The 22,397-nt window shown below is 63.9% G+C and carries 18 protein-coding genes, 8 tRNA genes and 1 pseudogene; 4 read left to right on the top strand and 23 right to left on the bottom strand.

Going from position 1 to position 22,397, the window contains the following annotated elements; all coding sequences use genetic code 11:
- Nucleotides 1–3: 3 nt before the first annotated feature.
- The 10 genes from fabV to soxR all read right to left on the bottom strand — a co-directional run bounded on the left by fabV (nt 4) and on the right by soxR (nt 10,749).
- Nucleotides 4–1,209, bottom strand: coding sequence for an enoyl-ACP reductase FabV (gene fabV / locus J2X57_RS12895; protein ID WP_036112063.1), 1,206 nt, complete (start codon nt 1,207–1,209; stop codon nt 4–6).
- 146 nt (nt 1,210–1,355) lie between these two features.
- Nucleotides 1,356–3,266: a SurA N-terminal domain-containing protein gene (locus J2X57_RS12890; RefSeq protein ID WP_036117333.1), complete on the bottom strand. Its 1,911-nt coding sequence runs from the start codon at nt 3,264–3,266 to the stop codon at nt 1,356–1,358.
- Nucleotides 3,267–3,352: 86 nt separating this feature from the next.
- Nucleotides 3,353–3,429, bottom strand: a tRNA-Asp gene (locus J2X57_RS12885).
- 9 nt (nt 3,430–3,438) lie between these two features.
- Nucleotides 3,439–3,513: transfer RNA gene (locus J2X57_RS12880), tRNA-Val, on the bottom strand.
- An 18-nt stretch (nt 3,514–3,531) separates the two neighbouring features.
- Nucleotides 3,532–3,804, bottom strand: coding sequence for an HU family DNA-binding protein (locus tag J2X57_RS12875; protein ID WP_036112061.1), 273 nt, complete (start codon nt 3,802–3,804; stop codon nt 3,532–3,534).
- 311 nt (nt 3,805–4,115) lie between these two features.
- Entirely contained in the window at nt 4,116–6,626 is a 2,511-nt protein-coding gene (gene lon / locus J2X57_RS12870; RefSeq protein ID WP_309867644.1) for an endopeptidase La, read from the bottom strand.
- A 171-nt stretch (nt 6,627–6,797) separates the two neighbouring features.
- On the bottom strand, nt 6,798–8,093 hold the full coding sequence (gene clpX, locus J2X57_RS12865; protein WP_036112057.1) for an ATP-dependent Clp protease ATP-binding subunit ClpX: 1,296 nt from the start codon (nt 8,091–8,093) through the stop codon (nt 6,798–6,800).
- A gap of 105 nt (nt 8,094–8,198) precedes the next feature.
- Nucleotides 8,199–8,831, bottom strand: coding sequence for an ATP-dependent Clp endopeptidase proteolytic subunit ClpP (gene clpP / locus J2X57_RS12860; protein ID WP_036112054.1), 633 nt, complete (start codon nt 8,829–8,831; stop codon nt 8,199–8,201).
- A 49-nt stretch (nt 8,832–8,880) separates the two neighbouring features.
- Nucleotides 8,881–10,173 carry a trigger factor gene (gene tig / locus J2X57_RS12855; protein ID WP_036112052.1) on the bottom strand — a complete coding sequence of 431 codons (1,293 nt, stop codon included), beginning with the start codon at nt 10,171–10,173 and terminating at the stop codon, nt 8,881–8,883.
- Between the two features lie 141 nt (nt 10,174–10,314).
- A complete protein-coding gene (gene soxR / locus J2X57_RS12850) occupies nt 10,315–10,749 on the bottom strand; it encodes a redox-sensitive transcriptional activator SoxR (protein ID WP_036112049.1) in 435 nt (144 codons plus the stop codon).
- Nucleotides 10,750–10,942: 193 nt separating this feature from the next.
- Between soxR and J2X57_RS12845 the strand changes: the two are divergent.
- Nucleotides 10,943–12,228 (top strand): annotated as a pseudogene (locus J2X57_RS12845) (MFS transporter).
- A 73-nt stretch (nt 12,229–12,301) separates the two neighbouring features.
- Here the strand turns inward: J2X57_RS12845 and J2X57_RS12840 are convergent.
- From J2X57_RS12840 to rlmE, 9 genes are all read right to left on the bottom strand, one after another.
- Nucleotides 12,302–12,386: transfer RNA gene (locus J2X57_RS12840), tRNA-Leu, on the bottom strand.
- Between the two features lie 44 nt (nt 12,387–12,430).
- Nucleotides 12,431–14,083, bottom strand: coding sequence for a phosphoethanolamine--lipid A transferase (locus tag J2X57_RS12835; RefSeq protein WP_309867638.1), 1,653 nt, complete (start codon nt 14,081–14,083; stop codon nt 12,431–12,433).
- Between the two features lie 94 nt (nt 14,084–14,177).
- Nucleotides 14,178–14,253, bottom strand: a tRNA-Lys gene (locus J2X57_RS12830).
- Nucleotides 14,254–14,281: 28 nt separating this feature from the next.
- Nucleotides 14,282–14,358 (bottom strand) — tRNA-His (locus J2X57_RS12825).
- Nucleotides 14,359–14,372: 14 nt separating this feature from the next.
- Nucleotides 14,373–14,449 (bottom strand) — tRNA-Arg (locus J2X57_RS12820).
- Nucleotides 14,450–14,473: 24 nt separating this feature from the next.
- Nucleotides 14,474–14,550 (bottom strand) — tRNA-Pro (locus J2X57_RS12815).
- 145 nt (nt 14,551–14,695) lie between these two features.
- A tRNA-Arg gene (locus J2X57_RS12810) sits at nt 14,696–14,772 on the bottom strand.
- 185 nt (nt 14,773–14,957) lie between these two features.
- Nucleotides 14,958–16,886 (bottom strand): ATP-dependent zinc metalloprotease FtsH, encoded by a 1,929-nt coding sequence (ftsH, locus tag J2X57_RS12805; protein WP_197056479.1) that lies wholly within the window; start codon nt 16,884–16,886, stop codon nt 14,958–14,960.
- Nucleotides 16,883–17,533, bottom strand: a complete 651-nt coding sequence (gene rlmE, locus J2X57_RS12800; RefSeq protein WP_036112043.1) for a 23S rRNA (uridine(2552)-2'-O)-methyltransferase RlmE — start codon at nt 17,531–17,533, stop codon at nt 16,883–16,885. Before rlmE ends, ftsH begins: the two co-directional genes overlap by 4 nt.
- 84 nt (nt 17,534–17,617) lie before the next feature.
- Between rlmE and J2X57_RS12795 the strand changes: the two genes are divergently transcribed.
- From J2X57_RS12795 to panE, 3 genes are read left to right on the top strand one after another with little or no spacing between them, the layout of a single operon-like run.
- Nucleotides 17,618–17,914 (top strand): YhbY family RNA-binding protein, encoded by a 297-nt coding sequence (locus J2X57_RS12795; protein ID WP_036112039.1) that lies wholly within the window; start codon nt 17,618–17,620, stop codon nt 17,912–17,914.
- Between the two features lie 5 nt (nt 17,915–17,919).
- A complete protein-coding gene (locus J2X57_RS12790; protein WP_043694775.1) occupies nt 17,920–18,297 on the top strand; it encodes an Mth938-like domain-containing protein in 378 nt (125 codons plus the stop codon).
- A 5-nt stretch (nt 18,298–18,302) separates the two neighbouring features.
- Complete coding sequence (gene panE / locus J2X57_RS12785) at nt 18,303–19,232, top strand: 2-dehydropantoate 2-reductase (protein WP_036112035.1); 930 nt, start codon at nt 18,303–18,305, stop codon at nt 19,230–19,232.
- Here panE and J2X57_RS12780 read toward each other — a convergent pair.
- The 4 genes from J2X57_RS12780 to surE are packed head-to-tail and all read right to left on the bottom strand — an operon-like array spanning nt 19,225 to nt 22,353.
- A complete protein-coding gene (locus J2X57_RS12780; protein ID WP_309868070.1) occupies nt 19,225–20,220 on the bottom strand; it encodes a peptidoglycan DD-metalloendopeptidase family protein in 996 nt (331 codons plus the stop codon). The genes panE and J2X57_RS12780 overlap by 8 nt on opposite strands.
- Nucleotides 20,221–20,249: 29 nt before the next feature.
- Entirely contained in the window at nt 20,250–20,858 is a 609-nt protein-coding gene (locus tag J2X57_RS12775; protein WP_036112032.1) for a DedA family protein, read from the bottom strand.
- A 29-nt stretch (nt 20,859–20,887) separates the two neighbouring features.
- Nucleotides 20,888–21,571: a protein-L-isoaspartate(D-aspartate) O-methyltransferase gene (locus J2X57_RS12770; RefSeq protein ID WP_036112029.1), complete on the bottom strand. Its 684-nt coding sequence runs from the start codon at nt 21,569–21,571 to the stop codon at nt 20,888–20,890.
- On the bottom strand, nt 21,571–22,353 hold the full coding sequence (surE, locus tag J2X57_RS12765) for a 5'/3'-nucleotidase SurE (RefSeq protein ID WP_309867622.1): 783 nt from the start codon (nt 22,351–22,353) through the stop codon (nt 21,571–21,573). Before surE ends, J2X57_RS12770 begins: the two co-directional genes overlap by 1 nt.
- Nucleotides 22,354–22,397: the final 44 nt, after the last annotated feature.

Here is a 22,397-nt window from a genome sequence, read left to right as displayed (position 1 = left end):
ACCTCAAAGCTGCACGACATCCCACTGCACGTCCGGATGGGTCTCGGCGTCGTAATCGACACCCTTCACCTCGAAGCCGAACAGCTTGATGAAGTCGTGCTTGTAACCGGCATAGTCGGTCACCTCACGCAGATTCTCGGTCGTGACGTTCGGCCAGAGCGCCTTGCACTCGGTCTGCACGTCATCGCGCAGTTCCCAGTCGTCCAGACGCAGACGACCCTCGGCATCCGTCTCCGCCGCCTGGCCATCCGCGCGATACAGACGGTCGTGGAACAGCCGGTTGATCTGTTCGATCGTGCCCTCGTGAATGCCCTTCGCCTTCATGATCTTGAAGACCATCGACACGTAGAGCGGAATCACCGGAATCGCCGAGCTCGCCTGCGTCACCACCGACTTCATCACACCGACGTACGAACGCAGCCCCTTCGACGCATAGCGCGTACCGAGTTCCTTCGCCGTGCGATCGAGATGCTGCTTGGCCTGACCCAGCGTGCCGTGCCAGTAGATCGGCCAGGTGATCTCGGTGCCCACATAGCTGTATGCCACCGTGGTGGCGTTGTCCGCGAGAACGCCGGCTTCGCTCAGTGCATCGATCCAGAGCGCCCAGTCCTCGCCACCCATGACGGTGACCGTGTCCTTGATCTCCTGCTCGGTGGCGGGCTCGACGGATGCCTGGATCACGGCGTCCTTATTGGTATCCACGGACGAGGCGGTGAACGTCTCGCCGATGGTCTTCAACGCGGAGCGCACCACTTCACCGGTCTTCGGCAGCTTGCGCACGGGCGACGCGAGCGAATAGACGACGAGGTCGACGGTGCCGCCCATCTCGGCCCGGATCAGCTCGATGACCTTCGCGCGGGTTTCGTCAGCGAAGGCGTCACCGTTGACCGAGCGGCTGTAAAGGCCTGCATCGGCGGCGAGCTTGTCGAACGCGGCCGAGTTGTACCAGCCGGCGGTGCCGGTCTTGGTGTCACTCGACGGCTTCTCGAAAAACACACCCAGCGTGGCGGCGCCATGACCAAAGGCCGCGGTGATCCGCGAGGCCAGGCCATAACCGGTGGAAGCACCGATGACCAGCACGCGCTTCGGGCCGTCGGCGAACGCGCCGCTGGCCCTGGTGATGGCGATTTGCTCTTCCACATTCTTCGCACAGCCGACCGGGTGGGCGGTAGTGCAGATGAAGCCACGAACCTTGGGTTGAATGATCACGGGTTGTCCCTTTGACGCGATAAGGCGCCCATTGTAAATCGGGCGGCCCACCATGCGCTTCCGCATGGATGGCAGCCAGCCCGGTCGGCGAGAAACAAAAAAAAGGCCTCTCCGGAGAGAGGCCTTCCTTGGGATAGCCGTAAGCGTTACATCCGGTCGGTGGCGACCTTGATCTCGCCCTTCGCCTTCAGGGCGTCGATGTATTCGATCGTGGCGGCCTGAGCCATCGCGTCCATCATCTGACCGCGCAGCGCGACGCGCTGTGCCTTCTCGACCTTGGACGGATCGCCATCGGTGACCTTGTCGACCGCCACGAGCGCGTAGGTGCCGTTACCGGTCGCCACGCTGCTCCAGGCGCTCTTGCCATCGACCGGATGCGGCAGCGAGAACGCCTGCTGCAGGACGGCCGGCGGCGCGTCCTTGATCGTCGCGAGCTTGCTGCGCTCCAGCCCGGTCAGGGTCTGCACCGGTGCCTTCACGAGGCTGGCGACATCGCCACCCTTGCTCAGCTGCGCGGCGAGGTCATCGGCCTGCTTCTTCGCGGCGGCATCGACGCGCTCGTCGAGGATGCGCTGACGCACCGCATCGGTCACGTCGGCCAGCGCCCTGGGCGCCGCTGCCGCATGCTTGTCCAGATGCATGACGACCGCATCGCCCTGCTGCACCTGTACCAGCGAGGAGTTGTTGCCCTGGTTCACCACGTCGTCGCCGAAGGCGGCCGTGACGAACTTCGGGTCCGCGGCGACGCCTTCACCACCCTGGCGACCGAACATCGGGGTCGTCTTGATCTCGACGCCGAGTTCCTTCGCGGCAGGCTCGAGCGAACCCGGGTTGCGCTCAGCCAGATCGGCCAGCTTACCGGCGCGCTCGTTGTAGAGGCGCTCGCCTTCGCTCTTGGCCCAGTCGCCGGCCAGCTGCCCGCGAACCTCGGCGAACGGCTTGGCATCACCCTCGCGCGCATCGCGCACCCAGATGATGTGATAGCCCTCTTCCGGCGAGAGAATCGGCTCTTTGGTGATCTCGCCCTTCTTCAGGCCGAACAGGGCGGTATCGAACGCCGCGTTGGCGACGCCCTTTTCCAGCCAGCCCAGATCGCCGCCGGTGCGCTTCGAACCCAGATCGTCCGAGTTCTCGGCGGCAAGCCTGGCGAAGTTTTCCGGGGTGGCTTCGGCGGCGATCTTCTTCGCTTTCTCGAGCGCGGCCTTCTGCTGCTCGGGCGTGGCGTTCTTCGGAACGTCGATGAGAATGTGCGACGCTTCTCGCTGCTCCGGCTGCGCGTAACGCTGCTTGTTCTTGTCGTACTGCTCGTGAAGCTGCTCGTCGGTCGGCTCGCCGATCTTGAGGTCGGCCTGCTTCACTTCGATGTACTGCACCGAGACCTGCTCGGGCGTGGTGTAGTCGGCGATGTGCGACTTGTAGAACGCGTCGATGTCCGCATCCGCGACGGTGGCGTCGGTCAGGGACGGACGCGGCAGCACGGCGTAGCGCAGATCGCGCTGCTGGCCGTGCAGACGGAAGAAGTTGTCGACGTCGGCTTCGCTGACGATCGTGGTTGCCGAAATCGCTTCCGGGATCATCTGCGTGGCGAGCGACGTACGGACCTTGGTCTCGTACATGGCGGGGCTCATGCCCTGCATGGAGAGGATCGCGCGATAGGCTTCGGGACTGAACTGCCCGTTGACCTGAAAGCCGGGATCGGTGGCGATGGTGGTGCGCACGGCGGCGTCGGAGACCGTCAGACCGAGATCGGTGTTGGCCTGCTGCAGCAGCGCCTGACTGATCATGCCGTCGAGCACCTTCTGCTTGAGCTCGGGCTTCTCGAGATCCGCTGCGGTGAACGGCGAGTTCGGATCCTGTGCGGCCTGCTGGCGAAGACCATTGAGGCGGTCCTGCCACTCCTGCTGCGAGATCTCGTGGTCACCGACCTTCGCGACGTACGTATCGACGCGCGAGACGAAGTACGACTCGATACCGAAGAACGCGACGGCGAAGACGCAGACACCGAGGACGATGGCGGCGGGCCAGCCATGGATCTTGTTACGGAGGGCTTGCAGCATGATGCGACTCGCAAGGTTTACGCCGGAAAAGTCCTCACCGGCGGATAGATAAAGCAAAGGCGCCACGCGGGCGCCTTTGCGGACAATGGCGGAGTGGACGGGACTCGAACCCGCGACCTCCGGCGTGACAGGCCAGCATTCTAACCGACTGAACTACCACTCCACTTCCCGTTGGTGGGTGCTGAGGGGATCGAACCCCCGACCAGCGCCGTGTAAAGGCGACGCTCTACCGCTGAGCTAAGCACCCCCTTACGGGGAAGACTGCTTAGTTTACGTGATCCTTGAGCGCCTTGCCAGCGGTGAAGGCCGGGACCTTCGACGCCGGGATCTTGATCTCTTCGTTCGTGCGCGGGTTGCGGCCCGTGCGGGCGGCGCGGCTGCGCAGCTTGAAGGTGCCGAAGCCGACGAGGGCAACGTCTTCACCCTTCTTGAGGGTGTCCTTTACCGCTTCGATCAGGCCTTCGAGCGCCTTGCCGGCGTCGGCCTTCGACAGTTCAGCCTTTTCAGCAATGGCGGCGATCAGGTCGGTTTTATTCATTACGTAACTCCCTTCAAAGGTAATTCGAATCGCCGGACGGCGATCCTTGGCGAGAAGACGTCAGGTTACGAATCTCACCATGTGGCATGACTCAGCAACCCCGCGATCCAGGGCGCCCTTGCGGCGCGGGCGATGGCGGAGCGGACTTTATACCAGTGCCCTACCCCTACCGCAATACGAGCAATACCAACGCTTTCAGCGGGTATGCATAAAAAAGATTATCGCGAAGCGATCGTGACAGGACGACGAAAAAGAAAAGGGAGCACGGTGACCCGCGCCCCCTTTTCGTATGCGATGAAACACTCAGGCGATCAGTGAGTAAGCGACGGCGAACCCTTGCCCTTACCCTTGCGACCCGGCGCGGGCGCCACGTCGACACCGGCCTCGCCCGCGCCCTTCTTGCTGGGCCCGATCGGACGCTCGAGTGCGAGATCGAGCACTTCGTCGATCCACTTGACGGCGTGGATGTCCAGCGAGCTCGTGATGTTTTCCGGCAGGTCGACAAGATCTTTCTTGTTCTCGTCCGGAATGATCACCGTGGTGATACCGCCGCGATGCGCCGCAAGCAGCTTCTCCTTGAGTCCACCGATGGGCAGCACGCGACCGCGCAGCGTGATCTCACCGGTCATCGCCACTTCCGAGCGCACCGGCACCTTGGTCAGCGCCGATACGAGCGACGTGGCCATGGCGATACCCGCACTCGGACCGTCCTTGGGCGTCGCGCCTTCGGGAACGTGGATGTGGATATCGAGCTTCTCGTGGAAGTCGGGTTCGATGCCGAGACCCGCGACGCGTGCGCGCACGACGCTGAGCGCGGCCTGGATCGATTCCTTCATCACGTCACCGAGCTGACCGGTATGGACCAGACGGCCCTTGCCCGGCACGACGGATGCTTCGATGCTGAGCAGGTCGCCGCCGACCTGGGTCCAGGCCAGACCCGTGACCAGGCCGACTTCGTTCTGCTGTTCGGCGCGACCGAAGTCGAAGCGACGCACACCGAGGTAATGGTCGAGGTTTTCGGCATCGACGCGGACCAGATCCGGCGCGAGCGCCTTACCCTTCGCCGCCTTGCTGGCCGCCTTCTGCACCTTGGCCTTCGCCTTGGCCGGGACCGTACCCAGCGCGATTTCCTTCACCACCTTGCGGCAGATCTTGGAGATCTCTCGCTCGAGATTACGCACGCCCGACTCGCGCGTGTAGTAACGCACGATGCCGCGCAATGCGCTTTCATCGATACCCAGCTCCTCGGACTTCAGGCCGTTCGCCTTCAGCTGCTTCGGCAGCAGGTACTTCTGCGCGATGTTGAGCTTCTCGTCTTCGGTGTAACCGGGAATACGGATCACCTCCATACGATCGAGCAGCGGACCCGGAATATTCAGCGAGTTCGCGGTCGCGATCCACATGACTTCCGAAAGGTCGAGATCGACTTCGAGGTAGTGATCGTTGAACGCGCTGTTCTGCTCGGGATCGAGCACTTCGAGCAACGCCGACGACGGATCGCCACGGAAGTCCATCGACATCTTGTCGATTTCGTCGAGGACGAACAGCGGATTCTTCGTGCCGACCTTGTTGAGGTTCTGCACGATGCGCCCCGGCATCGAACCAATGTACGTACGACGATGGCCGCGAATCTCGGCTTCATCACGAACGCCACCCAAGCTCATGCGCACGAACTTGCGGTTCGTGGCCTTGGCGATGGACTGGCCGAGCGAGGTCTTGCCGACGCCGGGCGGACCGACGAGACAGAGAATCGGGCCCTTCATCGTGTTCACGCGCTGCTGCACCGCGAGATACTCGAGGATGCGGTCCTTGACCTTCTCCAGACCGAAGTGATCGGCGTCGAGCGTTTCCTGCGCGAGCGCCAGATCCTTGAGCACCTTGCTGCGCTTCTTCCACGGCACGCCCACCACCCAGTCGAGGTAGTTGCGCACCACGGTGGCCTCGGCCGACATCGGCGACATTTGTTTGAGCTTGTTGAATTCCTGGCGCGCTTTCGCGAGCACGGCCTTGGGCATGCCCGCCGCGTCGATCTTCTTCTGCAGCTCTTCGATTTCGTTGACGCCCTCGTCGCCTTCACCCAGTTCCTTCTGGATGGCCTTCATCTGTTCGTTGAGGTAGTACTCGCGCTGGCTCTTTTCCATCTGCGACTTGACGCGGCCGCGGATGCGTTTTTCGACCTGCTGCAAGTCCATCTCGCCATCGACGAGGCCGATGAGCAACTCGAGACGCTCACCGACATCGGAGGTTTCGAGCACACGCTGCTTGTCGGCCATACGCACGGAAAGATGCGCGGCGATGGAGTCGGCCAGACGCGACGGATCGTCGATGCCCGAGAGCGTCGCCAGAATCTCCGGCGGCAGCTTGCGGCTCTGTTTGACCAGCTGTTCGAACAGCGAGACCAGCGAGCGCGACACGACGTCGAGCTCGCGCTCGTTCTTGCTGTAGATCGGCTCGATGACGCGGGCGCGGCCGCTCATCATCCCGGCCTCGTCCTCGAAGGCGTCGATCTGCACGCGCGACTGCCCTTCGACCAGCACCTTCACGGTGCCGTCGGGGAGCTTCAGCAGCTGCAGGACGCCCGCGAGCGTACCGACCTGATGCAGGTCGCCGATCGAGGGATCGTCGATGTCGGGGCTCTTCTGGGCGACGAGCAGGATCTGCCGCTCGCCTTCCATTGCCCGCTCGAGCGCACGCATCGATTTGTCGCGTCCCACGAAGAGCGGGATGACCATGTGCGGGTAGACGACAACGTCACGCAATGGCAGGACCGGCAATAGGTCCAGCTCGGATCCGCTCGTGGTCTGGTTGCGATTCTTCGCCATGTGCTTAGGGTTTCCCTCAGAGTTTTTTGGGCTCGCCCCGACACTGCGCCGGAGCCGCCATACACGTCAAGTGGTGGTTCGCGAAGGACCGATCAAGAGCGGCACGCCGAAAGAAAAACGGCCCCGGCGTCAGTGACGCCGGGGCCGTCGGTGTACGTAACGCCCGTTACGTCAGGCGGCGTCGCCACCCTCGCCCGCGATCCTCTGCTGCTGCAGGTTCCCGCGGTAGATAAGGTACGGCTCGGCCTGGCCATCGATCACGGCGTCGTCGACCACCACCTTGCTGACGTGCTCCAGCGACGGCAGTTCGAACATCGTGTCGAGCAGCACCTGTTCGAGAATGGTTCGCAGTCCACGTGCGCCGGTCTTGCGCTTGAGCGCGCGACGAGCAATGGCGGACAAGGCTTCCGGGCGGAACTCGAGCTCGGCGCCTTCCATATCGAACAGCTTGCGGAACTGCTTGGTGACCGCGTTCTTCGGCTCGGTGAGAATCTGCACCAGGGCAGCCTCATCGAGTTCGTCGAGCGTTGCCACGACCGGGAGGCGACCGACGAATTCGGGAATCAGACCGAAACGGACCAGATCCGCCGGCTCGACTTCCGACAGCGTCTTGCCGACGTTCTCGGTGCGTTCCTTGGAGCGGACTTCGGCCTTGAAGCCGATACCCGTGGTCTCCGAACGCTGCTGAATCACCTTGTCCAGCCCGGCGAAGGCGCCGCCGCAGATGAACAGGATATTGCGCGTGTCGACCTGCAGGAATTCCTGCTGCGGATGCTTGCGACCACCCTGCGGCGGCACCGAGGCGAGCGTGCCCTCGATGAGCTTGAGCAGAGCCTGCTGAACGCCTTCGCCGGACACGTCGCGGGTGATCGACGGGTTCTCGCTCTTACGCGAGATCTTGTCGATTTCGTCGATGTAGACGATGCCGCTCTGCGCCTTTTCGACGTCGTAATCGCACTTCTGCAGGAGCTTCTGGATGATGTTTTCGACATCTTCACCGACATAGCCGGCTTCGGTCAGCGTCGTGGCATCCGCGATGGTGAACGGCACGTTGAGCAGGCGAGCCAGCGTTTCCGCCAGCAGCGTCTTGCCCGAACCGGTCGGACCGATCAGGAGGATGTTGGACTTGCCCAGCTCGACATCGTCGTTCTTCTGGCGCGATTCCATGCGCTTGTAGTGGTTGTAGACCGCGACGGAGAGCGCTTTCTTGGCGCGCGTCTGGCCGACCACGTACTGGTCGAGGGCTTCCATGATTTCGCGGGGCTTGGGAAGCTGGGTCCGGCCGGAGGCCGCCTTTTCTTCCAGTTCCTCGCGAATGATGTCGTTGCACAGCTCAACGCATTCGTCGCAGATGAACACGCTGGGGCCGGCGATCAACTTGCGCACTTCATGCTGGCTCTTGCCGCAGAAGGAGCAATAAAGAATCTTTCCGCCGTCGTTGGAACGGCTCTGCCGCTCGTCGCTCATGCTTTGGGCCCTACTGAGAATCCAGGTGCGCTTTGAGAATAGCACAGCACTCCGCCCCTGGAATCAGGGGCGAAGTGCCGGTTTTCACAAGCGTAAACGTTCAAATCAAGCCGAACGGACGGTGTCGACGGTACGCTTATCGGGCACCGAGTCGATCAGGCCATAGGCCTGGGCTTCGGCGCCGCTCATGAAGCGGTCGCGCTCGGTGTCACGCGCGATCTCTTCGACCGTCTTGCCACTGTGGTGGGCAAGGATGGCGTTGAGACGCTCGCGCATGGTCAGGATTTCACGGGCGTGAATCTCGATGTCCGTGGCCTGCCCCGAGATGCCGCCAGCCCAGGGCTGGTGGATCATGATGCGCGAATGCGGCAGCGAGTAACGCTTGCCCGCCGCGCCCGCCGCCAGCAACAGGGCGCCCATGGAGGCGGCCTGGCCGATGCACATGGTGCTGACGTCCGGCTTCACGAACTGCATCGTGTCGTAGATCGCCATACCCGCGGTAACGGAACCACCGGGGCTGTTGATGTACAGGTTGATGTCCTTGTCCGGGTTTTCGGACTCCAGGAACAGCAACTGGGCGACGATGACATTGGCCATGTAGTCGTCGACCGGGCCGACCGCGAAGATGATGCGCTCCTTGAGGAGACGCGAATAGATGTCGTACGAACGCTCGCCACGCGAGGTCTGCTCGACAACGATGGGCACCAGGTTGAGATTCTGGATCGGAGCCATGGACATGTGGTCTCTCCTAACGTGTGGGGCCCGGCTGTTGCAAGAAGATCGGTGCTTACGCGCCGATCGGTCGCATCACCTCGTCGAAGCTCAGTTCCTGGTCGGTGGACTTGGCGTTGTCAGCCACCCACTCGGCCACCTGATCTTCCATCACGCGGTTCTGCAGTCCCGACATCAGTTGGGGATCACCGTTATACAGTTCAATGACCTTTTCCGGTTCTTCATAGGTCGAGGCAATCGCCGTGAGCATTTCAGCCATGCGCTTGCGATCGATCCGGATCTCGTTCTTGCGTGCGATTTCGCCCATGAGCAGGGCGGCGGCGACGCGCTTGCGGGCAAACGGAGTGGCCTCGGCGACCATCTGCGGGCTCGGCTCCTGGCCACGCGGCAGGTTGCCGGCGGCGAGGCTGCGGGCTTCGGCGTCGGACATCAGTTCCGGCACGTCGAGGTCCGGATAGGCGCCTGCCAGCTTCTCGGCCACTTCGGACTTGAGACGGGCCATGAGCGTGGCCTTGAGCTCGCGCTCGAGGTTGGCGCGAACTTCCTTGCGGAAGGTTTCCAGGTCGCCGTCGGCCACGCCGAACAGCTTGACGAAGTCGGCGTCGACGGCCGGCAGGTTGGCTTCCTGCACCTTGATGATCTTGAAGGTGACCTTCGCGGTCTTGCCGGCGAGTTCCGGGTTGCGGAAGTCTTCCGGGAAGGCGACGTCCTGGACCAGCTCTTCGTCAGCCGAACGGCCGGTCAGCGCTTCGTCGAGCGCCTTGAACAGGGTGCCCGAGCCCAGCACGCTGCCGGCACGCTCGAGACCTTCGGCCGGGAAGCGGTAGTCACCGGCTTCGGCGGCGTATTCGAACATTACGAAGTCGCCGTCTTTCGAGGCGCGCGAGACTTCGTCAAAGCTGCGACGCTGGGTGCGCAGGGTTTCGATCATCTTGTCGATGTCGGCGTCCTTGACCTCCGCCTTGGGGCGGGCGATTTCGATCGTCGAGACGTCGATGGCCGGGAACTCCGGCATCACTTCGAACGTGGCCGTGTAGGCGATCTCGCCGTTCTCGGGGTTGCCCGTGGTGTCGACCGACGGATTGGCGATCGGCTGGAGCTTCTCCTGCTCGACGGCCTGGCGCAGGGTGCTGCCGATCAGCTCGGACAGCGCCTCACCACGGACCTGCGCGCCGAAGCGCTGCTTGATCACGTTGGTGGGCACCTTGCCCGGACGGAAGCCCTTCAGACGCACCGTGCGACCCATCTCCGCGATGCGCTCGCTGACCTGCGACTCGAGGCGCTCCGCCGGGAACTTCACCGTGAGCTTGCGCCCGAGCTTGCCGACATTCTCAACCGAAACCTGCATGACCTCTCCTGAAACCACTAAAACGATATGGGATTCACCGCGAATGTCGGGCTCGTCGCCGCGACCTTGATCCCCGGCGGCGAAAAACCCCGCAAATGACTGCCCATTCTACGTTTTGCCCTTACACCGCCGCAACCTGCATCAGCCGGGGCTCCAGCGCCTCGGGCCGCCGCCTTCGGAGGCGAGCGAGTCGCCCGGATTGGCGAGAGCGCATGCCGTCAGCGAAAGACAGCCGCAGCCGATACAGTCCGCCAGTTTGTCTTTCAGATTAAGCAGTTGCGAGATTCTCCCCTCCAGCTCCTCACGCCAGGCCGCCGACATCGTCGCCCACTCGTCGCGCGTCGGCGTTCGCTCATCCGGGAGTGTCGCAAAGGCCTGACGGACGGCCTCCAGGGGGATGCCTACCCGCTGGGCGACCCGGATGACCGCGATCCGGCGCAGGACGTCCGCGGAAAACCGGCGCTGGTTGCCCGAGGTACGCAGGCTCCGGATCAGCCCTTTCCGCTCATAGAAATGCAGGGCCGACACCGCGACACCGCCGCGCCTGGCCACCTCCCCCACACTCAGCTCGCGCATCCACTTGACCTAAACGTTAGTTGAGGTCGCATCCTGCGCCTCTCCGGGACCGCCGCGCAAGCGTGCGACACTCCCCACCCCCAAGGAAGCCAGCATGCACGTGGGAACCTCCGACCCCCATCTCCCTCCCGCCGAAACCCTTCCCCAGGTCGACGGCATCCTCAGCCCGCGATACCGCGCCGCCACGCTCGGCATGGTCTGTCTGATTTCGCTTATCGCCTTCGAGGCGCTGGCCGTCACGACCGCGATGCCGACGGTCGCCCGCGAACTGGACGGACTGCGCGCCTATGCCCTCGCCTTCGGGGCGTTCTGGCGACCAGCGTCATCGGCATGACGTTGTCGGGCCGCTGGAGCGATCGGCGTGGGCCGGCGCCCGCCATGTGGACGGGACTGGTCGGCTTCGTGATTGGGCTGCTTATCGCCGGATCGGCTCAGAACATGCCGATGCTCCTCGTCGGACGACTCGTCCAGGGCCTGGGTGCCGGCTGCCTGTCCCCTGCCCTCTACGTCATCGTCGGCCGCCTTTACCCGGAGTCGATGCGGCCGAAGGTGTTCGCCTCGTTCTCCGCGGGCTGGGTCGTGCCTGCGCTCATCGGTCCGGCGGTGAGCGGAGCGATCGTCGAGCACATCGGCTGGCGCTGGGTGTTCCTCGCCGTGCCGCTGCTCGCGTTACCGGCCGCCCTCGGGTTACGCGGCGCCTTGCGCTCGCTGCCGGCGCCGTCCGGCACACCGTCGGATACCTCGGGACGCATGCTCAATGCGGTCGGGGCGTCCCTGGGTGCGTGCCTGCTGTTCGTGTCGGGCCAGGAGCACGGCCTGCTCGCTGTAGCGCTGATGCTGCCGTCACTCGCACTGCTCTTCTTCTGCGGGCGCCGGTTGCTGCCACCCGGCACCTTGTGGGCTGCGAGAGGGTTGCCTGCGGTCGTCGCCTTGCGTGGCATTGCCGCTTCGGCGTTCTTCGGCGCCGAGGCATTTCTTCCGCTCGTGTTCTCGCAGCAGCATGGGCTGTCACCGATGTGGTCCGGGCTTGCGATCAGTGTCGGCGCGATCGGCTGGTTTTCCGGATCGTGGTACCAGGGCCACTACGCGAAGATTTCGCGGCAGACTTTACTCACTCGCGGCACTGCGCTGATGGTGATCGGCAGCATCGTCGCGTCGCTCGGTATCTTCGAATGGATGCCTGTGCCTGCCGCCGTTGCCGGCTGGCTTATTACCGGGCTGGGCATGGGAATGCTTTACGGGACGGTTTCCGTACTCGCGTTGTCGATGTCCGCGGAGCACGAGCAGGGAAAGAACAGTTCAGCGTTGCAGCTGTGCGAGTCGTTGATGGTGGCGACGACGCTGGCGGTCGGAGGTACGCTGTTCGCGGCGATGCTCAACGTCTCGCACGTGGCGGCGTTTGCGGCGAACTTCGCGATTACGGTGGTGTTGGCGATGCTGGGAACGGTGGTTGCGCGGCGTACGCGCGCCGACGCGTGAACCCGGGCGTCATTGATCGGTGCGGAACCATCGCCCATCATCGTGCCAGCCGGTGAATCAACGAATTTCGGACTGGTGCGAGAGGGGGGACTCGAACCCCCACGGGTTACCCCGTCAGAACCTAAATCTGGTGCGTCTACCAATTCCGCCACTCTCGCTCGCGGCGCCATTCTAGGCGCCCGCAGGACGCAGGTCTACCGACTCAGCCACGGCAGCCGGCAAGCAGGTCGAGCGCCGGCTTGTACACCGACGTGCGCGTGCCGAAGAAGCCCAGCAAGGTATGGAACAGGTTGTCCTGACTTGCCGGCTGCACGCGTCGCTGGTTGAGGCACTCCAGCCGCATGCCCGTGTCGCTTACCCAGCCGGGTGAGAACCACATCAGCATCGGGATGTGCTTCTGCTGTGTGGGGGCCGTATCCCAGTCCGCGCCATGGAGATAGATGTCGTGCTCACCCAGCGACTCGCCGTGATCGGACAGGTACATCATCGCGCTATCGATGTCGGGCGCGGCCTTTAGCGTGTCCACCACCCGGCCAAGGATATGGTCGGTGTAGAGAATGGTGTTGTCGTAGCTCGCCACCGTCTGCGCATAGGTGCACGTCTGCACTTCGGCGGTCTCGCAGCCGGGTTTGAAGACATTGAACGCGGCCGGATAACGCTGGAAGTAAGACGGTCCGTGGCTACCCTTGATGTGCAGCACCAGCAACGCGGGTGAGCGCATCTTCGCCAGACGCTCAGGCAGGTCCGCCAGCAACACTTCGTCGACGCAACCATCCGCGTCGCACAAACCCGCGACCCTGGCATTGGTCAGGTCATCGTTGGGCACTCGGGCGCAGACGTCCTTGCAGCCTTCATCGTTGTCGCGCCAGAACACGTCCACGCCGGCATGCTGCAGCACATCCAGCGCATTCCAGTGCGACTTGGCGACCGGCTTATCGAACTTCGCGCGCGTCATGTCCGAGAACATGCAGGGGACCGACACCGTCGTCGCCGTGCCGCACGACCACGCATCGCTGAAATAGATCGCGCCCGCCCGCTTCATCTCGGGATTGGTGTCGCGCGCATAACCCTGCAGCGACTGATTTTCCGCGCGCGCCGTCTCACCCACCACCAGCACGACAACACGCTTGCGCGGAGCGACGGACGCATCCGTTGGCGGCAGCGTCGCGTCGGTGCCGATCGGCACCATCACCCTCTTGCGACGGAACACATCGCGCTGCAGGTAGTGAAACGTGCCGCTGAGTGCCGCGTAGGGATTGAAGACCTCGTACATCGTGCGGTGATTACGCTCGAAGTAGACGTAGGTGCGACCCATCAACATGGGCGGCACGAGCATCAGCGCGGCGGCGACCAGCACGATGACGGCACGCCAGCTGAGGCTTCGCCAGACTGGCATGAAACGCACGGGCACGAGCAGAACGAGGACGGCGGGCAGCACGCCGAACAGCGCGATCCATGTCACCGATCCGGTTGTGATCATCGCCATCGCTTCGGCGCGCTGCGTCTCGAAAATGCTTTGGATGATTTCTTCGTTGAGCCGCACGCCGAAGGTGTCGGCGTAAAAGGCGCTCGCGGCGGAGATAACGATCAGCAGCGCAAGCAGCGCTTTACCGATACGCGGCCACATGACCAGGGCGAGCGTCAGAACCAGATTGCCAACCAGCCGACAGCAAACTGTCACACTGAGACCCCAGAATCCTTGTATGCCCTGCGATGCTGCCAGAGCCGCGTGCAGCTCCGTCCACAAGCCACGATTCAGCACGGCGAGGATGTACACGGCGACCACGGCGCCGAGCGCCCATGCCGGTAGCGCTCGCCGAGCCCGGCGCTGAGACGGCTGGTCTTGAATGATCATCGGGTATCCATCCTGGCCCGAGACAGTCGCGAGCACATGAAATATCGCACATAAGAAAAAGGCACCTAGATTTCTCTAAGTGCCTGATTCAAATTGGTGGGCCGTGTAAGATTCGAACTTACGACCAATTGATTAAGAGTCAACTGCTCTACCAACTGAGCTAACGGCCCGTTTTAAACTTGCAAACCACACTAAAAGTGGGGTGGACGATGGGACTCGAACCCACGACATCCGGAATCACAATCCGGTACTCTAACCAGCTGAGCTACGCCCACCATAAAACACGATCTGGCGCGCCCGACAGGAATCGAACCTGCAACCGTCGGCTTAGAAGGCCGATGCTCTATCCGGTTGAGCTACAGGCGCAGGCACTGTACGTAGAACGCCAATTGGTCGGGGCAGAGGGATTCGAACCCCCGACATCCAGCTCCCAAAGCTGGCGCTCTACCAGACTGAGCTATACCCCGAACTTCTAAGCTGCATCCCGATGACCCGGGGTGAAGCCTTCAAATGTTACGGGTCTAACTCAAGCCCGTCAATCCGTATGAACACACCACACTTTCAACTACCGCTACCGTCGCGCATGTACCGCGCCGGCTTACCGCTTAAAGATGGTGCGCCCGGAGAGATTCGAACTCCCGACCACCAAGTTCGTAGCCTGGTACTCTATCCAACTGAGCTACGGGCGCACACTTTAAACCTTTAACCCGGCGACTTCCGCTGCGAAGCGTTGGCGCCGTGTCGAGAAGCGGAATTATTCAGATATCGGAGCTGTGCGTCAACCCTTTTCTGCATCTTTTTTTCTCGAATCGGTAACACGCAGTTCAAATAGCCGTCCGAATGAAGAAGGGCGGCCATGGGCCGCCCTTCTCTTTTACAGCTGCGTCGCCGGTTTACCGACTTTGTCCGGTGCCGGGCCCGCGTCGCGCGGCGGTGGCGGCGGGGTCGAACCCGGCTTCTGCCAGTCGGCCGGCGGACCCGGCTCACGACCGTTCATGATGTCGTCGATCTGGCGCGCATCGATGGTCTCGTAGAGCAACAGTGCTTCAGCCATACGGTGCAGCTTGTCGATGTTCGTCGTCAGGAGGTCCTTGCTGCGCGCGTAAGCGCGATCCAGGATCGTCCTGACCACTTCGTCGATCTTGCGCGCGGTCTCGTTGGAGACGCTCTTGTGCTGCGTGACGGAGCGACCGATGAAGACCTCGTCCTCTTCCTCGCCGTACATCACCGGACCGAGTTCGTCCGACAAGCCCCACTTGGTGGCCATGTTGCGGGCCATCTTGGTGGCGCGTTCGATGTCGTTGGAGGCACCGGTGGTGATCTTGTCGTGGCCGAAGATGACCTCTTCCGCGACGCGACCGCCGTACAACGAGCACAGCTGCGATTCGATCGCGACCTTGTTCATGCTGTAGCGATCGCCTTCCGGCAGATACATGGTCACACCGAGCGCGCGACCGCGCGGAATGATGGTGACCTTGTAGACAGGATCGTGCTCGGGCACCAGGCGGCCGATGATGGCGTGGCCGGCCTCGTGGTAAGCGGTCAGCTTCTTCTCTTCGTCGTTCATGGCCATCGAGCGACGCTCGGAGCCCATGAGGATCTTGTCGCGCGCACGATCGAGGTGGCTCATGCGGACTTCGCGGGCATTCTCGCGCGCCGCGAACAGTGCGGCCTCGTTGACCAGGTTGGCCAGGTCGGCGCCGGAGAACCCGGGCGTGCCGCGCGCGATGACCATCGCTTCGACATCGGCCGCTGTCGGCACCTTGCGCATGTGGACCTTTAGGATCTGCTCACGACCCTTCACGTCCGGCAGGCCGACCACCACCTGGCGGTCGAAGCGGCCCGGACGCAGCAGCGCGGGATCGAGGACGTCCGGACGGTTCGTGGCGGCGATGACGATGATGCCTTCCGTACCCTCGAAGCCGTCCATCTCGACCAGCAGCTGGTTGAGGGTCTGCTCGCGCTCGTCGTGACCGCCGCCCATGCCGGCGCCGCGATGGCGACCGACGGCGTCGATTTCGTCGATGAAGATGATGCAGGGAGCGTGCTTCTTGGCCTGCTCGAACATGTCGCGCACGCGGCTCGCGCCCACGCCGACGAACATCTCGACGAAGTCCGAACCGGAAATCGAGAAGAACGGCACCTTGGCTTCGCCTGCGATGGCCTTGGCCAGCAGCGTCTTACCGGTACCGGGCGGACCCACCATCAGCACGCCGCGGGGAATCTTGCCGCCCAGCTTCTGGAACTTGCCGGGGTCGCGGAGGAACTCGACCAGCTCGCCCACCTCTTCTTTCGCTTCGTCGCAGCCAGCGACGTCGGTGAAGTTGACCTTGACCTGGTCCTCGCCCTGAAGCTTGGCGCGGGAGCGCCCGAAGCTCATGGCACCGCGACCGCCCGAGCCGGCCTGCATCTGTCGCATGAACCAGATCAGGACGGCGACGAAGATGATGATGGGCAGCCAGTTGAAGACCAGCCCCAGAAGGGAGAAGCCGTTATCGGCCGGCTCCTGGCGCAGCTCGACGCCCTTGTCGCGCATCTGCTTGACCAGGTCGCTGGTCGACAGGCCGACCACCGGTACGACGGTGCGGTAGGAACCGCCGTCTTTCAGTTTGCCGGTGATGGTCGGAGGTGCCGTCGACGTAATGGTGCCGCTGGCGACGTTCCCGTTATCGACCTGCTGGGCGAAGGTCGTGTAGGACATGTCCTGCGACGATCCGCCATGCGGGTTGAAGGTCTGGAACACGGTCAGGAGGACCACCGCGATGATCAGCCAGAGCAACAGATTTTTTGCCATCTCATTCATGCGCGGTTCTCGCCTGGTTGCCGGGTCGCGGACTTCAGTCCGGTCGCCAGTGCATACACCTCCGGCGAACGTGCGCGGGAGGCTTTCGGTTTACGCATCGTCACGCGACTGAAGTCAGCGCGCAAGGTCTTGAGGTACTCGTCGAATCCCACGCCCTGGAACAGCTTCACGAGAAACGACCCGCCCGGCTTCAGCCATTCGAGGCTGAACTCACGAGCGAGATCGCAAAGGTCCATCGCGCGGATCTGATCCGCCAGTGCCACACCGGACATATTGGGGGCCATGTCCGACAGGACAAGATCGACCTTCTGGCCGCCAAGCATGGATTCCAGCTCGCGCAGGACCGATTCCTCACGGAAATCGCCCTGCATGAACTCGACCCCGGCCAGGCTGGCCATCGGCAGGATGTCCATGGCGATGACCTTGCCGGTGTCGCCCAGGCGCTGCCGGGCCAGCTGCGACCAGCCGCCCGGGGCGGCGCCCAGATCGACCACGGTCATGCCGGGCTTGATCAGGCGGTCGCGCTCGATCAGCTCTTCGAGCTTGTAGATGGCGCGCGAACGCGCCCCCTCGGCCTGAGCCTTCTTGACGTAAGGATCGTCGAAGTGCTCTTTAAGCCAACGGGAGCTGGTCTTGCTGCGTGCCATGGGCTTTTGCCGGATTCTTAATAAGGAGCGGGCCTTGCATGATACCCTTTGCCGCCTATCCGCCGCACATCGAACCTGAACGCAATGTCGCTTTCCCCTACACAGCGCCGATATCTCCGTAGCCTCGCCCACGACCTGCGGCCGGTCATCCTGCTCGGCAACAAGGGCGCGACCGAAGCCGTCGCCAAGGAGCTCGCCCAGGCCCTGGATATCCACGAGCTCGTGAAAGTGAAGCTTTCCGGCGGCGACAAGGACGAGCGCCAGGCTCAGATCGCCTTCCTGTCGGGCCAGACTGGCGCCGAGAACGTCCAGGAAATCGGCCACATCGTCGTCCTGTTCCGCCGTAACGAACAGGATCCGAAGCTCGCCCTGCCCCGGTAAACCCCATGGATCTCTCGTTCGAACACCCGGGTGAGTACCTGTTCGTGCGCCGGGTTGGCCCCGGCACGGTCACCGTGGTCGACCGCGACTTCCGTACGAGCCTCCTGCTGACGCCCGAACGGGTGGTCGAGGACTGGGCCGTGAGCGACGCGAGCCAGCTCACCGCCGACGATGTCGAGACCTTCGTTGCCCTCGGCCCCGAGCTCGTCCTGCTCGGTACCGGCGAGCGCCAGGTGTTTCCGCCGGCCGCCTTCATGGCGGGACTGCTGAAGAAAGGTATCGGCGTCGAAGCCATGACCAACGGATCGGCCGCCCGAACTTACAGCCTGCTGGCTGGCGAGGGCCGCAAGGTCCTGGCCGCCTTCATCCTTCCCAAGGTCTGAACCTCATGCGACTCCTGGTCCTCGGCGCCGGCGGGACCGGCGGTTACTTCGGGGGCCGGCTCGCACAGGCCGGCTCCGATGTCACTTTTCTCGTCCGCCCCGAGCGCGAGCGCGTACTGGGCGAACAGGGACTGGTGATTCGCAGCCCGCTCGGCGACGCGACGGTGAACGTCGCAACGGTCACCGCCGAAACGGTCGGCAACGCGGGCGCGTTCGATATCGTCCTGCTTTCCTGCAAAGCGTATGACCTGCATTCCGCCATCGAGGCCATCGATCCGGCCGTGGGTCCCCGGACCGCCCTCCTTCCGATCCTGAACGGTCTGGCGCATTACCCGACGCTCGACCGGCGCTTCGGGCCGGACGCCGTCATTGGCGGACTTTGCTTCATCAGCGCGGCGAAGGGTCCGCACGGCGAGGTTCTGCACTTCGGCAACGCCGCCTCGGTCACTTTCGGCGAACGTGACGGCCAGGCGCATGACAACCGTTGCGATGCCCTGGCGCAGGCCTTTACCGCCGCCGGGGTCGACCACGCTCACTCGACGGACATCCACCGCGACATGTGGGCGAAGTTTTCCTTCCTGACGACGCTCGCCGGCGCGACTTGTCTGTTCCGCGCAAGCATCGGCGACATCGTCGCCACCAACGACGGCCGCCAGCTGATCGAGCGCATGTACGAGGAGTGCCTGATGGTGGCGCGCGCCTCGGGCCATGCCGTGCCCGACACCGCACGCTCGTTCGCCTGGAAGACGCTCACGCAGGAGGGCTCTCCGCTGACGGCCTCGATGCTGCGCGACCTGGAGTCGGGGCAGCGGGTGGAAGCCGATCACATCGTCGGCGACATGCTGACGCGGGCGCGGGATGCGGGTATCGCCGCGCCGATGCTGGAGGTGGCGTTCGCGCACCTCCAGGCGTACGAGGTAAGGCGCCCTACTTAGCCGGCAGATACTGCAACGGATCGACCGGATTGCCATCCCGCCGGATCTGGAACTGCAGTTCGTCGCGCGTCGCACCCGACGAGCCCATCTCGGCCACCGACTGCCCCGCCTTCACCTTCTCGCCTTCCTTCACCAACCGCTTCCGGTTGTGCCCATAGGCGGAGAGGAAGCTGTCGCTGTGTTTGATGATGACGAGCTCGCCGTAACCGACCAGTCCATTGCCGCTATACACCACGACACCGTCGGCGGCCGCGCGCACCGGATCGCCCGACTTGCCGGCGACCTCGATGCCGGGGATGGCATCGCCCGACGCGAATTTCTTGATCAGCGTACCGTCGGCCGGCCAGCGCCAGTTGATGCCGCCCGCACTGCGCGTCGCGCCGCTGGTGACGATCGGCGTGGCCGCCGGCGGGTTTTCGACCGGCGCCGGAGCGGCAGCGGGAGCGGAAGGCGTCGGCGCCGGAGGCACGAGCGACTCACCAGGCTTACCCGCCACGACCACCGGCGTATTGGTGGTCGTCGCCGGCGCCGGCACGGACGGCGGAGCCGACTCGGCGGCGGTCACATTCTCGAAGGCGGGCCTGGTCGGCTGCACGGGCGGTGGCGGTGAAGCCGGCGCCGGATGCCCGGCAGGCGGCGGCACGGCAACGACCACCGGCGGAGCGGCGTGCGACGAAGCCGGTGCATTCTCATGGCCTGGCGGCGACAGGCGAAGATCCTGCCCCGGCCAGATGGTGTACGGCGAGGCGATACCGTTCCAGCCGGCCAGATCGCGGAAATCGACCTTGTTCCGGAATGCGATGCTGTAAAGCGTATCGCCCTTGACGACGCGGTAGCTCCCACCCGGAGGCGGCGACGGCGACGTGGCGGCGTGCGCCGGACCGTAACCACCCGGCGAGCGGGTCACGACCACGGTACGGGTCGGCGCGCAGGCGGAAAGAGCCACAGCCATGCCCAGCACGACGGCCAGGGCCAGCGGACGGGTCATGAGCATCGCGGATTTCCTTTCTCGGTCACTCATCGCAACAGGAACCACCAGACGGCCAGGAGGACGACCGCCACGATAACAGCCCAACCTATCCACTCGATGTGTTTGCGGAGCATCTTTTCGGCACGCTCGCCGAAGATGCGGATCAGCAGCGCCAGCAGCCAGACGCGCTTGCCGCGACCGATCAGCATGCACAGCAGAAAAGGCAGCAGGGGCACGCCGACGATGCCCGAGGCCCAGGTGACGAACTTCATCGGCACCACGGGCTGCAACGCGGCCATGGCGAGCACGATGTACAGCCCGAACGAGTGCGCCTCCATGTCCTTCTGCAGGTTGCCCACGCCCGTCATGATGGGCGCCAGGAGGTGCATCGACTCGAGCAGCGGCTTCAGCGCTTCAAAGGCGTAGTGGCCGAGCATGTAGCCGACCAGCGAACCCAGCAGCGAAAACAGCAGGCTCCAGTTAGCGAGGCGGAAAGCCTTGCGCGGCTCGGCCAGCATCATCGGCGCGAGCATCACCTCGGGCATCACCGGAAAGATGAAGGCCTCGACGAACGAAAGTCCCGCGAGGTAGCGGACCGCGTGACGATGGCGTGCCCAGACGATGGCGCGCTCGTAGAGCGATGAAAACATCCGCATTCAGCGGTTTCCCTTATGGTGTGAGGACATCAGCCGATGCCGCCGAGCAGCGGAACGAAGCTCACCGCGCCGAGTTCTTCGCGCACGACCTCACCGTCGTCGCCCTTGCGCAGGCGGAGCAGCAGCTGCTGGCTCGGACTACCGACCGGCGCGACCAGTACCCCGCCCGGCTTGAGCTGATCGAGCAGCTTCGCCGGTACGCGATCGCCCGCGGCGGTCAGGATGATGGCGTCGAACGGTGCGTCGGACTCCCAGCCCAGCTTGCCGTCGTCGTGGCGCGAGCGGAGGTTCTCGATACCCAGCTGGCGGAACCGGCGGCGCGCCTGACGCAACAGCTCTTCGATCCGCTCGACGGTGTAAACGGTCGGCACGATGCCGGCGAGCACGGCGGCCTGGTAACCCGAGCCGGTGCCGATCTCGAGCACGCGTTCGGGGACGCCGTGCTCGATCAGCGCTTCCGTCATGCGCGCGACGATCCACGGCTGCGAAATGGTCTGGCCGTGGCCGATGGGCAGCGCGGTGTTCTCATAGGCGCGCGAGTGCAACGCCTGATCAATGAAGTGATGCCGCGGGAGCTGGCGGATTACTTCCAGGACGCGCTCGTCGCGAATGCCCTCCTCCACCAGCCTGGCGACGAGACGATCGCGCGCCCGTTGCGAGGTCATGCCTTCGCCGCGCAGCGCGGAAGGAGGAAGGGCGTGCAGGTTCACCATCAGGCCGCCTCCTCGCTGTCCATCGCCGAGGAGAGCGACAGCATCCAGCTGCTCACTTTCTCCAGTGCCTGAAAGCGCGTCAGGTCGGTGTGGATCGGCGTCACCGAAACGAAGCCCCGGCGCACGGCGTCGAAATCGGTGCCCGGACCGGCATCGTCGATTTCTCCCGGCGGACCGATCCACCACAGGGTGCGACCACGCGGATCCTCGCCGCGGATCGCCGGAGCGGCGCGATGGCGACGGCCGAGGCGGGTCACTTCGAAACCCCGGATGGCTTCCCAGGGGAGATCGGGGACGTTGACGTTGAGAATGGTGTCGGCAGGCAGCGGATCGACGATCAGGCGCTGCATCAGCATGAGCACGGCGCTCGCGGCCGAATCGAAATGCCGGCCGGTGCCCTCGCCCGTCACCAGGGAGACCGCGATGGCGGGCAAGCCAAGGAAGCGCCCCTCCATCGCCGCGGAGACGGTACCGGAGTAGATGACGTCGTCGCCCAGATTGGCGACGTTGTTGATGCCAGAGACGACGATGTCGGTCTGATGATCGAGCAGACCCGAGAGCGCCAGATGCACGCAATCGGTCGGCGTGCCGGCGACACGGTAAAAGCCATTTTCGAGACGCTGCGCACGGATCGGCGCATCGAGGGTGAGCGAATTGCTCGCCCCGGAGCGATCGCGGTCGGGCGCGACGACCGTCACCGCGCCGAACTCGCCCAGACGCCCGGCGAGGACCCGGATGCCCGGAGCCTCCACGCCGTCGTCGTTGCTAACCAGAACTTGCATGCTGATCCAGATCGAAAAACGGGTACGGCGGCCACAGCTGAAAC

This window comes from Luteibacter sp. 1214 (genome assembly GCF_031455395.1).
Lineage (GTDB): Bacteria > Pseudomonadota > Gammaproteobacteria > Xanthomonadales > Rhodanobacteraceae > Luteibacter > Luteibacter mycovicinus.
Note: the sequence above shows the minus strand (reverse complement) of the source record. Positions and strands in the feature narration are given on the sequence as shown.